Annotated in this window: 13 protein-coding genes; 9 read left to right on the top strand and 4 right to left on the bottom strand. The window is 66.4% G+C overall.

The genetic code is table 11. The features are described 5' to 3' along the window. Nucleotides 1-97 precede the first annotated feature (97 nt). Nucleotides 98-916 (top strand): alpha/beta hydrolase, encoded by an 819-nt coding sequence (locus tag AB0I14_RS07005; protein WP_358017909.1) that lies wholly within the window; start codon nucleotides 98-100, stop codon nucleotides 914-916. Between the two features lie 277 nt (nucleotides 917-1,193). Here the strand turns inward: AB0I14_RS07005 and AB0I14_RS07000 are convergent, their stop codons facing one another. Further along, the gene (locus tag AB0I14_RS07000) at nucleotides 1,194-1,625 is read right to left on the bottom strand and encodes a hypothetical protein (RefSeq protein WP_358017906.1); all 432 of its coding nucleotides are present in this window, start codon (nucleotides 1,623-1,625) and stop codon (nucleotides 1,194-1,196) included. A 235-nt stretch (nucleotides 1,626-1,860) separates the two neighbouring features. Between AB0I14_RS07000 and urtA the strand changes: the two genes are divergently transcribed. From urtA to urtE, 5 genes are read left to right on the top strand one after another with little or no spacing between them, the layout of a single operon-like run. After that, nucleotides 1,861-3,129, top strand: a complete 1,269-nt coding sequence (urtA, locus tag AB0I14_RS06995) for an urea ABC transporter substrate-binding protein (protein WP_358017903.1) — start codon at nucleotides 1,861-1,863, stop codon at nucleotides 3,127-3,129. A gap of 34 nt (nucleotides 3,130-3,163) precedes the next feature. After that, the gene (urtB, locus tag AB0I14_RS06990; protein WP_358017900.1) at nucleotides 3,164-4,048 is read left to right on the top strand and encodes an urea ABC transporter permease subunit UrtB; all 885 of its coding nucleotides are present in this window, start codon (nucleotides 3,164-3,166) and stop codon (nucleotides 4,046-4,048) included. Beyond that, a complete protein-coding gene (gene urtC / locus AB0I14_RS06985) occupies nucleotides 4,045-5,196 on the top strand; it encodes an urea ABC transporter permease subunit UrtC (protein WP_358017897.1) in 1,152 nt (383 codons plus the stop codon). Before urtB ends, urtC begins: the two co-directional genes overlap by 4 nt. 47 nt (nucleotides 5,197-5,243) lie before the next feature. Further along, nucleotides 5,244-5,999, top strand: a complete 756-nt coding sequence (gene urtD, locus AB0I14_RS06980) for an urea ABC transporter ATP-binding protein UrtD (RefSeq protein ID WP_358018999.1) — start codon at nucleotides 5,244-5,246, stop codon at nucleotides 5,997-5,999. Beyond that, nucleotides 5,999-6,691 (top strand): urea ABC transporter ATP-binding subunit UrtE, encoded by a 693-nt coding sequence (urtE, locus tag AB0I14_RS06975; RefSeq protein ID WP_358017894.1) that lies wholly within the window; start codon nucleotides 5,999-6,001, stop codon nucleotides 6,689-6,691. Before urtD ends, urtE begins: the two co-directional genes overlap by 1 nt. Nucleotides 6,692-6,736: 45 nt before the next feature. On the opposite strand, the gene hisS is transcribed toward urtE, so the two are convergent. Together hisS and AB0I14_RS06965 are read right to left on the bottom strand one after the other, a co-directional pair. Next, entirely contained in the window at nucleotides 6,737-7,999 is a 1,263-nt protein-coding gene (gene hisS / locus AB0I14_RS06970; RefSeq protein WP_358017891.1) for a histidine--tRNA ligase, read from the bottom strand. Next, entirely contained in the window at nucleotides 7,996-8,661 is a 666-nt protein-coding gene (locus tag AB0I14_RS06965) for an MBL fold metallo-hydrolase (protein WP_358017888.1), read from the bottom strand. Before AB0I14_RS06965 ends, hisS begins: the two co-directional genes overlap by 4 nt. A 133-nt stretch (nucleotides 8,662-8,794) precedes the next feature. Here AB0I14_RS06965 and AB0I14_RS06960 point away from each other — a divergent pair, with 133 nt between their 5' ends. The 3 genes from AB0I14_RS06960 (at nucleotide 8,795) to AB0I14_RS06950 (ending at nucleotide 11,770) form a co-directional block, all read left to right on the top strand. After that, the gene (locus AB0I14_RS06960) at nucleotides 8,795-9,664 is read left to right on the top strand and encodes a peptidylprolyl isomerase (protein ID WP_358017885.1); all 870 of its coding nucleotides are present in this window, start codon (nucleotides 8,795-8,797) and stop codon (nucleotides 9,662-9,664) included. A 72-nt stretch (nucleotides 9,665-9,736) separates the two neighbouring features. After that, on the top strand, nucleotides 9,737-10,672 hold the full coding sequence (locus AB0I14_RS06955; protein WP_358017882.1) for a peptidylprolyl isomerase: 936 nt from the start codon (nucleotides 9,737-9,739) through the stop codon (nucleotides 10,670-10,672). An 18-nt stretch (nucleotides 10,673-10,690) separates the two neighbouring features. Beyond that, nucleotides 10,691-11,770 carry a hypothetical protein gene (locus AB0I14_RS06950; RefSeq protein WP_358017879.1) on the top strand — a complete coding sequence of 360 codons (1,080 nt, stop codon included), beginning with the start codon at nucleotides 10,691-10,693 and terminating at the stop codon, nucleotides 11,768-11,770. On the opposite strand, the gene AB0I14_RS06945 is transcribed toward AB0I14_RS06950, so the two are convergent. Then, nucleotides 11,767-14,145: a RelA/SpoT family protein gene (locus tag AB0I14_RS06945; RefSeq protein ID WP_358017876.1), complete on the bottom strand. Its 2,379-nt coding sequence runs from the start codon at nucleotides 14,143-14,145 to the stop codon at nucleotides 11,767-11,769. The two genes, AB0I14_RS06950 and AB0I14_RS06945, sit on opposite strands and share 4 nt — an antisense overlap. Between the last annotated feature and the right edge of the window lie 35 nt (nucleotides 14,146-14,180).

The following is a 14,180-nucleotide window of genomic DNA, read 5'->3' as shown; positions in this document are numbered from 1 at the left end:
GAGGAACAGAGCGGGCGGCAACCGGGTTCCACCAGGGGCCGGTGTGCGATCGCCCGCCCACCTATCCGCGTCGACTCACGATTGGACCTGCGCCAGAATGACATTCACGCAATCAGAACCCGGCAAGCTCGAGTTCCACCGCGCCGGGACCACCCTGAGTTGCGAGGTCCGCCCGGGCACAGGCCTTCCCCTGGTACTTCTCCCCGGAGTCATGGCCGACGCGGCGACATGGCGTCCGGTGACGGAAGCGATCAACCTGCCCAACCCGGTGATCACGGTCAACCGTCGCGGCCGAGTTCCGAGCGGCGCTTTGGGAGCCGGGTATTCAGTTGGCGTCGAGGTCGATGACCTGCGCCACATAGTCGACCAAGTCGGCCAGGCCCACGTGTTCGCGTGGAGCTACGGTGCCCTCATCGCATTGGAGGCCGCGCTCGACAGCGCGCACATCATGTCGCTGACCGCCTACGAACCCGTCAGCCGCCCGTTCGCCCCGGACGTGGTGGCTCAACTGCGCCGCGCCGTCGACGCCGGAGACCTCGACCAGGCCGTCACCCTGGTCAATTCCGACGTCTCCGGATTCTCGGCGGCGTATGTGGCCGACCTGCGCCGCAGCCCGGCGTGGTCGATCCTGCGGCCGCTCGCCGCACCGCTGGCCGACGAACTCGCCGCAATCAACTCTCACGTACCGGCCCTGGACAGCTACCGACACCTCGACATTCCGGTGACACTCATCCTCGGCGCACACAACGAGGACCGCGCCCCGTACGGCACCGCCTTTGCGGCGTTCTCCGCCGCATTGCCCCAGGCCCACGTGATCCGACTACCGGGACAGGGTCACCTGGCGCATGTCGAAGCACCTGCCGGTCTCGCGGGCGCCATCGCGGCAGCAGTCCGGAGAGCCGACACCTCTAGGTAGAACTGGGTGCGCCGATGCCGCGGTTTCGGGTACGGCATCGGCGCGCGCCGTGGGCGCTTGCCCAGTCAATCGCGCTCCGGGCCGGCAGCCGAACCGCCCGATGCGCACTCGTTTATCGAACAACAGTTCGAATGAATCGTCAAGCCCGATCCCAGTCCGTGGGATCGCCGGGTCAGATCGCCGCACCCGTGGGCGGGTCAGATCGCCGCACCCGTGGGCGGGTCAGATCGCCGCACCCGCGGGCGGGTCAGATCGCCGCACCCGCGGGCGGGTCAGATCACCACTGACCGAGCTGGCACCGCGGGCTGTACGGGTGATCGTTCTGGACGGCGATCTGACCGTCGACGGCGATCTCGCAGTGCGCGTTGGGCTGGGCCTGGCCGCCGTGCGTCGTGCTCGCGACGGTGAAGATCGCCCACTGCGGGTCGGCGAGCGTGGTCTCGAACACCCACGGCGCGTCCGGGCCGACGTTCACCGTCGCCTTCTGCAGGTACTTGTACGCGTCAGCGTTGTAGGCGTCTTTGCTCGCAGGCTGCGTCGTCAGGTAATAGAGGTCGAATTCGTAAGGCGCGCCGGAGGTGAGCGTGTACTTCACCTGGTGGCCCTGACCCGGCTCCGCATACGCCGTCGCGTTGGAGACCGCCATCCCCGCGGCCGCCAGAACTAGCGCCGCACCGACTGTGGTTGTCGCTTTTCGCATGTTGGTCATATCGATGCAGGCTACCGCCTTGTTACAGGTGCGACGAGTGGGTGTCTTGATGCCGCGCCAACGGCAAACCAACTGGCTCTAGCTTGAGGTTAATTTGTTTGTCACACACAGACATTTCCCAGTAACAGCAGCGCTCTAACGTCCCGGTTCGACACCTGCACAGTGTGTTTGACCTCCTGCGCCAACCCCGGTCGCGATCGGCGAGAAGCGCTGCAATCAAAGGGAAAGGTTGTTCATGCGAGTACCCCCCCGTGCCACGTTCCGCCGGTCTGCATTGGCCACCGGCAGCGTGATCGCAGCAGCCAGTCTGCTACTTGCAGGATGCGGCAGCCGGGCGAGCGACACTGATGCAGCAAACGCCGCGTCGTGCGTCGACACTTCCGGGCCGAAGATCAAAGTGGGATCGCTGAACTCACTGTCGGGCACGATGGCCATCTCGGAAGTCACTGTCCGCGACTCCATCAAGCTCGCGGTCGAGGAGATCAACGCCAAGGGTGGCGTTCTGGGCAAACAGATCGAGCTGATCGGTGAGGACGGAGCGTCCGAACCGACGGTGTTCGCCGAGAAGGCCGAGAAGCTGATCAGCAGCGACTGTGTGGCCGCGGTATTCGGAGGCTGGACCTCGTCGAGCCGCAAGGCCATGCTTCCGGTGTTCGAGAGCGCCAACGCGCTGCTGTATTACCCCGTGCAGTACGAGGGGCTTGAGTCGAGCAAGAACATCTTCTACACCGGCGCCACCACCAACCAGCAGATCGTCCCGGCGCTGGATTACCTCAAGGAAAAGGGCGTCAAGTCGCTCTACCTGGTGGGCAGCGACTACGTGTTCCCGCAGACGGCCAACCGCATCATCAAGGCCTATGCCAAGGAGAACGGCATCGAGATCAAGGGTGAGGACTACACCCCGCTGGGCTCGACCGACTTCTCCACCATCGTCAACAAAGTCCGCAGTGCTGATGCCGACGCGGTGTTCAACACCCTCAACGGCGACTCCAACGTGGCGTTCTTCCGCGAGTACAAGAACGTCGGCCTGACCCCGCAGGAGATGCCCGTGGTCTCGGTCTCGATCGCCGAAGAAGAGGTCGGCGGTATCGGTGTGCAGAACGTCGCCGGCCAGCTGACGGCGTGGAACTACTACCAGACCATCGACACCCCGGTGAACAACGCCTTCGTCAAGGCCTACAAGGACTTCGTCAAGGATCCCAAGAAGCCCACCTCGGATCCGATGGAGGCCGCGTACGTCTCGGTCTACCTGTGGAAGAACACCGTGGAGAAGGCGAAGTCGTTCGACGTCAAGGCCATTCAGGACAATGCCGACGGCGTGAGCTTCGACGCCCCGGAGGGCAAGGTCACCATCGACGGCGAGAACCACCACATCACCAAGACCGCACGCATCGGCGAAATCCGGCCCGACGGACTGATTTACACGATCTGGGAGTCGAAGGGCCCGATCGAGCCCGACCCGTACCTGAAGTCCTATCCGTGGGCGGCGGGACTGTCCGGCTAAGGGTCGATCGAAACGACGGGGAACTGAACACAGCATGGACATCCTGATCGGCCAGCTGGCAACAGGGTTGAGCCTCGGCTCAATCCTGTTGCTGGCCGCACTTGGCCTCTCACTGACCTTCGGCCAGATGGGCGTCATCAACATGGCGCACGGCGAGTTCATCATGGCCGGCTGCTACACCGCCTACGTGGTGCAACAGATGATCACCAATGCCGGTGCCTCACTGTTGATCTCGCTGGTGGTCGGGTTCCTCGTCGGCGGTGCCATGGGTGCGTTGCTCGAGGTGACGCTGATCCAGCGGATGTACGGTCGTCCGCTGGACACCCTGCTGGTCACCTTCGGCGTCGGCCTGATCCTGCAACAGGTGGCCCGCGACATCTTCGGCGCACCTGCGGTCAACGTCGTTGCCCCGGAATGGCTCTCAGGCGGCGTCGAGATCCTCGGCGCCGTGGTGCCCAAGACCCGCATCTTCATCCTGGTGCTGGCCGTCGTGTGCGTGGCGGTGCTCGCCACCGTACTCAAGACCAGCCCGATGGGGCGGCGCATCCGGGCGGTGGTGCAGAACCGCGATCTGGCGGAGACGAGCGGTATCTCGTCGCGCAAGACCGACATCACCACATTCTTCATCGGATCGGGGCTGGCGGCAGTGGCCGGTGTGGCGCTGACCCTGATCGGCTCCACCAGTCCGACCATCGGCCAGAGCTTCCTGATCGATGCGTTCCTGGTGGTGGTGGTCGGCGGGCTGGGCCAGATCAAGGGCACCGTGATCGCTGCGCTGGCCTTGGGCTTTTTGAACTCGTTCATCGAATACAGCACCACCGCGTCGCTGGCCAAGGTGATCGTGTTCGCCATTATCGTGATCTTCCTGCAGGTGCGCCCGCAGGGATTGTTCACGGTTCGGACCAGGAGTCTGGTATGACCGCACTTGCGCAAGGAGTACGAACAAACCTGGGGCGCTGGCAGACCTGGGCCGGCTTCGGTGTCGCCGCAGTGATTCTGTTCGGGGTGGCGCCGGCGGTGCTGTCGGACTTCCGGCTCAGCCTGCTCGGCAAGTTCCTGTGCTTTGCGATCGTGGCGGTGGGCATCGGATTGGCCTGGGGTCGCGGCGGAATGCTGGTGCTCGGCCAGGGCGTGTTCTTCGGCCTCGGTGGCTACATGATGGGCATGCACCTCAAGATCGCCGATGCCCAGATCCGCGGACACAACGTGCCCGACTTCATGCAGATCGCCGGGGTACGCCAACTGCCGGGTTACTGGGCACCGTTCGCCTCGCCGGCGTTCGCGTTGCTGGCCATCTTGGTGATCCCGACCGCAATCGCGGCCCTGCTCGGCTTCGGTGTGTTCAAACGCCGGGTCAAAGGCGCCTACTTCGCGATCTTGTCGCAGGCGCTGGCCGCGGCATTGGCGATCCTGCTGGTCGGCCAGACCAGCCTGGGAGGCAGCAACGGGTTGACCAACTTCCGTACCTTCTTCGGGTTCAACCTCAACGACCCGGCCAACAAGCGGATGGTGTACTTCATCGCGGCGGCCACACTGCTGATTGTGGTGGCCGTTGTGCGTCAACTGATGTACAGCCGTTACGGCGAACTACTGGTCGCCGTGCGCGACGGCGAGGAACGCGTTCGGTTCCTGGGGTATGACCCGGCCAACGTCAAGGTTGTGGCCTACACTCTCGCCGCACTGTTCGCCAGCATCGCCGGTGCCTTGTTCGTACCGATCGTCGGATTCATCGCACCGTCCCAAGTCGGGATCGTGCCGTCCATCGCGTTCCTGATCGGGGTCGCGATCGGCGGGCGCACGACACTGCTCGGCCCGGCCCTCGGCGCCATCGGTGTGGCCTGGGCACAAACCCTGTTCTCCGAACGGTTTCCGTCCGGCTGGATCTACGCCCAGGGCTTGTTGTTCATCGTCGTCGTCGGATTCTTCCCCGCCGGGCTGGCCGGACTCGGGGTGCTGTTCGCCAGGTGGCGGCGCAAGCGGTCCGCTGCAGAAGAATCCGCGGAGTCCGAGCCCGAGACCGCACCGGACACCAATCCCGACACCGAGAAAGTAGGTGCCTCGTCGTGACCGGAATCGAACAGGCCGTCGAACCGGTAGCCGGCGGCAACGCCGGCATGGGGGCTGAGTACCTCGAAGTCCGCGGTCTCACAGTGGATTTCGATGGATTCAAGGCTGTCAGCGATGTCGACCTGACCCTGTTCCAGGGAGATCTGCGCTTTCTCATCGGACCCAACGGTGCGGGAAAGACGACCGTCATCGATGCCATCACCGGCCTGGTGGGCGCCACCGGCTCGGTGAACAAGTCGGGGGTCGAACTCCTCGGCAAGAAGGTGCACGAGATCGCCCGCTCGGGCGTGGGCCGCACATTTCAGACGGCGAGTGTGTTCGAACAACTGACGGTATTGCAGAACCTCGACATCGCCGCGGGCGCGGGCCGCTCCCCCTGGACGCTGCTACGCCGGCGGCGCGGCGTCCTGCCCGCGATCGAGGAAGCACTCGAGATCACCGGACTGGCGGCCCTGGCCGAAAAGCCGGCCGGGGTGCTGGCTCACGGCCAGAAGCAATGGCTGGAGATCGGCATGCTGCTGGTGCAGAACGCCGATGTCCTGTTGCTCGACGAACCGGTGGCCGGGATGAGCCACGAGGAGCGGGAGGAAACCGGAAACCTGTTGCGCCGCATAGGTGGAGCCCGCACCGTGGTGGTCGTCGAACACGATATGGACTTCATGCGGGCGTTCGCGACCTCGGTGACGGTGCTGGCCCGCGGCCAGGTCATCGCCGAGGGTTCGGTGGCCGAAGTGCAGGCAAACCCGAAGGTTCAAGAGGTCTACCTCGGCACCGCCGCAGCCGGCGTGGAAGGAATCTCCTGATGCTCGAAATGCTCGATGTCCGAACCGGTTATGGTCGCTCCGCTGTCATCCACGGCGCGAGCATCGCAGTGCCCTCCGACGGTGTCGCGGCAGTGATGGGTCACAACGGCGCCGGTAAGACGACACTGCTGCGCGCGGCGGTCGGCCTGCTCAAATGCACTGCCGGCAAAGTCCTTTTCGACGGCGAGGACATCACCAAGCTGCGCCCGAGTGCGCGGGTAGCCCGCGGCTTGGCATACGTGCCGCAGGGCCAGCAGTCGTTCGGCCAGCTGACCACCGCGGAGAATCTTCAGGTGGTCGCTGACGGACGCAAGAACGGCAAGGCGCTGATCGACGAACAGCTGGATCTGTTCCCCGCCCTGAGAGAACTGCTCAACCGGCGAGCCGGCCTGCTCTCGGGCGGGCAGCGTCAGCAGCTCGCGATCGCCCGGGCGTTGATCACCAGCCCCAGGACGCTGATCCTCGATGAGCCGACCGAAGGTATCCAACCATCGGTGGTGGCCGAGATCGAGGCAGCCATCACATCGTTGACCGGGCGCGGTGATCTTGGCGTGTTGTTGGTGGAGCAGCACATCGGGTTCGCGCTGGAATCCGCCCAGCGCTACTACATCCTGGAGTCCGGCCGCATCACGTCCAGCGGCGCCGGCGGCTCGGCCTCCGAGGCCGACGTGCGCGCCGCAATGGCCATCTGACCCTGCCTCAGCCGTCATCGGCGGCGCGGTGGAAGGGGCGCGCCGCTAACTCAGCCGGGAAAGGACCTCGGCGACAACGGAATCGGCGGCGACATCGACCTGCTCGCCGGTCGAGAGATCCTTGAGGCCGACGGTGCCGGCCTCGATGTCGCGGTCGCCGGCCACCAGCGCGTATTTGGCGCCGGAGCGGTCGGCCGCCTTCATCGCGCCCTTGAGCCCACGGTCGCCGTAGGCCAGGTCGACGCGTACCCCGCCGGCCCGCAGCCGCGCGGCGAGCTTGGCCAGCTCGAGTTTGGCGGCATCGCCCAGCGGCACACCGAACACGTCGATGCCACCCACACCGGCCACTGTCTTGCCCTCGGCCTGCAGTGCCAACAGCGTGCGGTCGACGCCGAGGCCGAAGCCGATCCCCGAAACGTCCTGACCGCCGAGCTGACTCATCAGACCGTCATAGCGGCCACCGCCGCCGATGCCGGACTGCGCGCCCAGTCCGTCGTGCACGAACTCGAAAGTGGTCTTGGTGTAGTAGTCCAGGCCGCGCACCATGCGCGGGTTGATCACGTACGGCACGCCGAGTGCGTCGAGGTGCGCCAGCACCACTTCGAAGTGGGCTTTGGCGCTGTCGGACAGGTGGTCGAGCATCAGCGGCGCGTCTGCGGTCATCTCCCGCACGTGGGGCCGCTTGTCGTCGAGCACGCGCAACGGGTTGATCTCGGCGCGCAGCCGGGTCTCTTCGTCCAGGTCGAGCTTGAACAGGAACTCCTGCAGCAGCTCCCGGTAGGCGGGCCGGCAGGTGTCGTCGCCCAGCGAGGTGATCTCGAGGCGGAAACCGTCCAGGCCCAGCGACCGGAATCCGGCGTCGGCCACCGCGATCACCTCGGCGTCCAGTGCCGGGTCGTCGACCCCGATGGCCTCGACACCGACCTGCTGCAGCTGGCGGTAACGCCCGGCCTGCGGGCGTTCGTAGCGGAAGAACGGCCCGGCGTAGCAGAGCTTGACCGGCAGCGCGCCCCGGTCCAGGCGGTGCTGGATCACCGCCCGGATCACCCCGGCGGTGCCCTCGGGGCGCAGGGTCACCGAGCGGTCACCGCGGTCGGCGAACGTGTACATCTCCTTGGACACCACATCGGTGGACTCGCCCACACCACGGGCGAACAGCGCGGTGTCCTCGAAGATGGGCAGCTCGATGTCGCCGTAGCCGGCCCGGCGCGCCGAAGCCAGCAGACCGTCCCGGACCGCCACGAACTGTGCCGACTCGGGCGGGAGATAGTCGGGCACGCCCTTGGGCGCCTGGAATGCAGAAGTCACAGAGTCAAACCTTCGAGAAACGGGTTGGTACGGCGTTCATGCCCGATGGTCGTGCGCGGGCCGTGTCCTGGTAATACCACGGTGTCGTCATCGAGTACCAACAGCTTTGTCACGATCGACTCGAGAAGGTCACGTCCGCTGCCACCGGGCAGGTCGGTGCGGCCTACCGAGGACCGGAACAGCGTATCGCCCGTGAATACCGTCTGGCCCACCCGGAACACCACCGATCCCCTGGTGTGCCCCGGCGTGTGGTCGACCGTGACCGAGACGCCGTCGAAATTCAGAGTCTGGCCATCGCCGCCCAGCTCGATCAACTGTTTGGGCTCGGACAGCAGCACACCGAACACCGCCCGGGACAGCGGTCCCAGCACAGCAGGCCCGAATCCCTTGATCGGATCGGTCAGCATGAAGCGGTCTTCGGGGTGGATGTAGGCGGGGCAGCCATAGATATCGGCGACCTTCTGGGCCGACCAGATGTGATCGATGTGACCATGGGTCAGCAGAACCGCCGCCGGGGTCAGGCGGTTCTCGTCCAGAATCCGGCGCAGCTGGTCCATCGCCCGCTGCCCCGGGTCGACGACGATCGCGTCGGCCCCTGGCCGCTCGGCCAGGACGTAGCAGTTGCATGCCAGCATCCCGGCCGGAAATCCGGTAATGAACACGGCCCCAGTTTCCCACGTGGCCACTTTCCCGATGCGTCACGACCTGCGGTTCCCGCGGGTCGCAGCACCGGCACCAAGGTTCGCCTGGCAGACTCGTTGCCAACCTCAACCGCCTACAAGGAGGACTGCCGCGGTGCCGACCAACGAACAACGGCGTGCGACGGCCAAGCGCAAGCTGGAACGCCAGCTGGAACGTCGCGCCGCCCAGGAACGCAAACGACGCATCGTGACCATCGCGGGGACCGCGGTCGCGGCCCTCGTCATCATCGGCGCGGTCGTGGCCACGTTCGTGTTCACCAGCAAGGACTCGGGCAGCACCACCGCGTCGGCGGCCACGACCACGTCGGGGGCACCGGCCCAGCCCGCCGCCAACGGCCAGCTGCCGGCCTTCGCGGCCCCGGCCGACCTCGGCGCCAACTGCCAGTACCCGGCCGCGGGCCCGGCCAGCAAGCCGGCCACCCTGCCGCGCACCGGCAAGGTCCCCACCGATCCGGCCACGGTCAGCGTCAGCATGGTGACCACCCAGGGCAACATCGGGCTGCAGCTCGACAACGCCAAGGCGCCGTGCACGGTCAACAGCTTCGCGAGCCTGGCCGGGCAGAACTACTTCAACGACACCCCGTGCCACCGGTTGACCACCAGCGGTATCTCGGTGCTGCAGTGCGGTGACCCGACCGGCCAGGGCACCGGTGGCCCCGGCTACCAGTTCGCCAACGAGTACCCGACCAACCAGTACCAGCCGGACAACCCGGCGCTGCAGAACCCGGTGGTCTACCCGCGCGGCACGGTGGCGATGGCCAACGCCGGACCCAACACCAACGGCAGCCAGTTCTTCCTCGTGTACCAGGACTCCCAGCTGCCCCCGAACTACACGGTGTTCGGCAAGATCGACGACACCGGTCTGGCCACCCTCGACAAGATCGCCGCAGCCGGTGTGGCCGGAGGCGGAGCCGACGGTAAGCCGACACTCGATGTTCAGCTGAAGTCTGTGGCCCTGGACTAGTCCCCGTTGACTGTCCCGCCCCCTTACGGCGGTTACCAGCCGGAGCATCCCAGTTACCCGTCGGAATACCCGATGGGATATCCGGCTGGTTATCCCCCGCCTGCCCACACCAACGGCATGGCGGTCGCTGCACTGGTGTGCTCGGTCCTGGTCGCGCCGCTGGGCATCGTCTTCGGGCACATCTCGCTGTCGCAGCTCAATCGCAGCGGTGAACAGGGTCGCGGCATCGCGATCGCGGGCCTGGTCATCGGGTACGTGATGACGGCGCTGGCCCTCGTGGCGGTGGTGTTGACGGTGTTGTTCGCCATCATCGTCGTCAAGGCCGCGGAGAACATGCCACGCCAGGACCGCTACACGGCCTCCCCGGTTACCGGTCCGGAACTCCCCGTATTCGCGCCGCCGCAGAACCTCGGCGCCAACTGCCAGTACCCGGCCACCACCGAACCTGCCGCCAAACGGGCCACGCCGCCGCGCACCGGCACGGTGCCCACCGAACCCGCCTCGGTACCCGCAGCCATCCTCACCGACCGTGGCAGCATCGGCCTCAAGCTGGCCAACGGCAAGGCGCCGTGCACGGTGAACAACTTCGCCAGCCTGGCCGGGCAGGGATTCTTCGACGGCACCCAGTGCCACCGCCTGACCACCGGCGACCTCGCGACACTGCAGTGTGGCGACCCGTCGGCCAGTGGAACCGGCGGGCCTGGCTACCGGTTCCCCAACGAGTACCCGACCAACCAGTTCCGGCTCTCCGACCCTGCCGTACAGCGGCCGGTGGTCTACCCGCGCGGCACCGTCGCCATGGCCAACGCCGGACCGGGCACCAACGGCAGCCAGTTCTTCCTCGTGTACGAGGATTCGCTCCTGCCGCCGACGTACACGGTGTTCGGCACCGTCGACCAGACCGGACTGGCCACGCTCGATGCGATCGCCGCGGGCGGGGTTGCCGACGGCAGCGATGACGGTAAGCCCGCCACACCGGTGACGATCAAATCGGTGAGCGTGGACTGACCGGGCGAGGAGATTGCGGTGTCCTATCCAATTCCATCTCAGTTCCCACCACCCCAGCGCAGCGGAACCACCGCGTTGACCCGCACGCTCGGGGCGCTTTTCCTGGCCGTACTCGTTTGCGGCTATGCGGCAGCGGTGTTCCTGACCCGGCACATCTGGGAGGACCGCGAAGCCACCCGGATGACGTATTCGATCGCGACGGCAGACAGCTCGCCACCGTCACCCGATGCCGTGGCGAAAGCGCAGGCGGTTGTGGAGAAGCGCCTGTACGAGATCGGGTTCTCCGGATCAGAAGTGGCGGTCGACGCGGACACCGTGGTGGTCACGATCCCGAGCCGTGAGCCGGACGCGGTGCGTGACATCACCATGCCGGGGCGGCTGACGATCCGTCCGGTGATCCATGCGATGCCCGCCAAACCCGAATCCGCGCCGCCACCCCCGGCGACCCCTGCCCCCAGCGTTGCGAAACCAGATCAGGCACAACGGATTTCCGACGAGAAGGAGCTCCGACAGAGCACCAACCCGTCGATCCAGATCCTGGCGCTGCAGTACCAGGCCACCCGCTGCGGCGATGACGACGACGCACTGGCCGGCCACGACGATCCCAACCTGCCACTGGTCACCTGCTCCACCGACGGGGAAACGGTCTACCTGCTGGACAAATCCGTCATGACCGGCGCGGAGATCAGTGACGCCGATTCGGGGTACAGCCAAGACGCGGGCCGGTACACCGTCGATGTGGCGTTCACCGGCGCCGGAACGAAGACGTGGGCCGACTTCACCTCGGCCAACATCGGCACCCAGACCGCGTTCACCCTCGATACCCGCGTGGTCAGCGCACCGGAGATCCGTGAGGCCATCACGGGTGGCCGCGTCCAGATCACGGGCGACTTCACCGCCGATTCGGCGCGCGAACTGGCCGGCGTCCTCAAATCGGGCTCGTTGCCGTTCTCGCTGTCGCCGGAGTCCTCCCAGGATGCGACATTGCCCGCGACCGCGATCGCCAAAGTGCTGCGCGTGCTCATCATCGTGGTCGGGATCGGCGTCCTGGCAATCACCCTCGCCGGGGTGGTGTACCTGGCACGGCGGCGCGACTAGGCCGCACTGGTGATGCGGTAGACGTCGTAGACGCCTTCCACATTGCGCACCACGCTCAGCAGGTGTCCGAGATGCTTGGGATCGCCCATCTCGAAGGTGAACCGGCTGATCGCCACCCGGTCGTTGGAGGTGGTGACCGACGCCGAGAGGATGTTCACCTTCTCGTCGGCCAGCACCCGCGTCACATCGGACAGCAGGCGGTGCCGGTCCAGCGCCTCGACCTGGATGGCCACCAGGAACACCGATGACGGCGACGGCGCCCAGTTCACCTCGATGATGCGTTCCGACTGTTGTTGCAACGAAGCCGCATTCGTACAGTCGGTGCGGTGCACGCTGACCCCGCCACCGCGGGTCACGAAGCCCATGATGGTGTCGCCCGGCACCGGGGTGCAGCACTTGGCGAGCTTGGTCAGGGTTCCGGGGGCTCCCGGCACCGCGACGCCGGTGTCGTCGGTGCTGCGCTGACGCACCGGCATCGTCAAGGGTGTGGACCGCTCGGCGAGTTCGTCCTCGGCCGCGTCGTCGCCGCCGAACTGGGCGAGCAGGCGCTGCACGACGTGGCGCGCCGAGACGTGCCCCTCGCCGACAGCGGTGTAGAGAGCGGAGACGTCGGTGTAGCGCAACTCGCGGGCGAGCGCGCCCATGGAATCGGCATTGATCAAGCGCTGCAACGGAAGTCCGCCCCGACGGACTTCCCGCGCGATGGCGTCCTTGCCGGACTCCAAGGCTTCTTCGCGGCGTTCCTTGGCGAACCACTGCCGGATCTTGGCCTTGGCCCGCGGAGACACCACGAAGGTCTGCCAGTCGCGCGACGGTCCGGCGTTGGGCGCCTTCGAGGTGAACACCTCGACGACTTCACCGTTGTCCAGCTTGCGTTCCAGCGCGACGAGCCTGCCGTTGACCCGGGCGCCGATACAGCGGTGCCCCACCTCGGTGTGCACTGCGTACGCGAAGTCGACCGGCGTCGATCCGGTCGGCAGGTTGATCACGTCGCCCTTGGGGGTGAAGACGAAGATCTCTTTGACCGCAAGGTCGTAACGCAGGGACTCGAGGAACTCGCCGGGGTCGGCGGCCTCCCGCTGCCAGTCGAGCAACTGGCGCATCCAGGCCATGTCGTCGATCTCGGTGGCGGCGTTGCTGTGCGGAACTCCGTTGCGGCCCTTGGCTTCTTTGTAACGCCAGTGCGCCGCGATGCCGTACTCGGCGGTGCGGTGCATGTCGCGGGTACGGATCTGCACCTCCAGCGGCTTGCCCTCGGGACCTACGACCGTGGTGTGCAGCGACTGGTAGACGCCGTAGCGCGGCTGGGCGATGTAGTCCTTGAAACGGCCCGCCATCGGTTGCCACAACGAGTGCACGACGCCGACGGCCGCGTAGCAGTCCCGGATCTCGTCGCACAGGATGCGCACGCCCACCAGGTCGTGGATGTCATCGAAGTCGCGGCCCTTGACGATCATCTTCTGATAGATCGACCAGTAGTGCTTGGGCCTGCCCTCGACCACCGCGTTGATCTTCATCGCGCTCAGTGCCACGCCGATCTCGGCGCGCACCTTGGCCAGGTAGGTGTCGCGCGACGGCGCCCGGTCGGCGACCAGTCGCACGATCTCCTCGTACTTCTTCGGGTGCAGGATCGCGAACGACAGGTCCTCCAGCTCCCATTTGACCGTCGCCATACCGAGCCGATGCGCCAGCGGCGCAATCACTTCCAGAGTCTCGCGGGCCTTGCGGGCCTGCTTCTCGGGCGGCAGGAACCGCATGGTGCGCATGTTGTGCAGCCGGTCGGCCACCTTGATCACCAGCACCCGCGGGTCGCGGGCCATCGCGATGATCATCTTGCGGATCGTCTCGCCCTCGGCGGCCGAGCCGAGCACCACCTTGTCCAGCTTGGTGACCCCGTCGACCAGGTGACCCACCTCGGCCCCGAACTCGGCGGTCAGCGCCTCCAGGGTGTACCCGGTGTCCTCCACTGTGTCGTGCAGCAGGGCGGCCACCAGTGTGGTGGTGTCCATGCCGAGCTCGGCCAGGATGTTGGCCACCGCCAGCGGATGGGTGATGTAGGGATCACCCGATTTGCGCAACTGGTCTGCGTGTCGCTGGTCGGCGACGTCGTAGGCCCGCTGCAACAACTGCAGGTCGGCCTTGGGGTAGATCTCGCGGTGCACCGCGACAAGGGGCTCCAGAACCGGGTTGACCGCACTGCGCTGCGCGGTCATCCGGCGGGCCAACCGTGCGCGCACCCGGCGGGAGGCACTGGTCTTCGTGGTGTCGAGGGCCTTGGGGGTTCCGGAAGCTTGAGCGGGGTCGGGTCCGGTGGCTCCGGGCGGCGCCGGGGGCAACTGGGCCGTACCCGCATCCGTAACCGGTTCGCTGGCCATCGTCACCTCCCGCTGTTGACCTGAGATATCGAGGA

Origin of the sequence: Mycobacterium sp. NPDC050441 (genome assembly GCF_040655355.1) — a bacterium.
GTDB lineage: Bacteria > Actinomycetota > Actinomycetes > Mycobacteriales > Mycobacteriaceae > Mycobacterium.
Note: the sequence above shows the minus strand (reverse complement) of the source record. Positions and strands in the feature narration are given on the sequence as shown.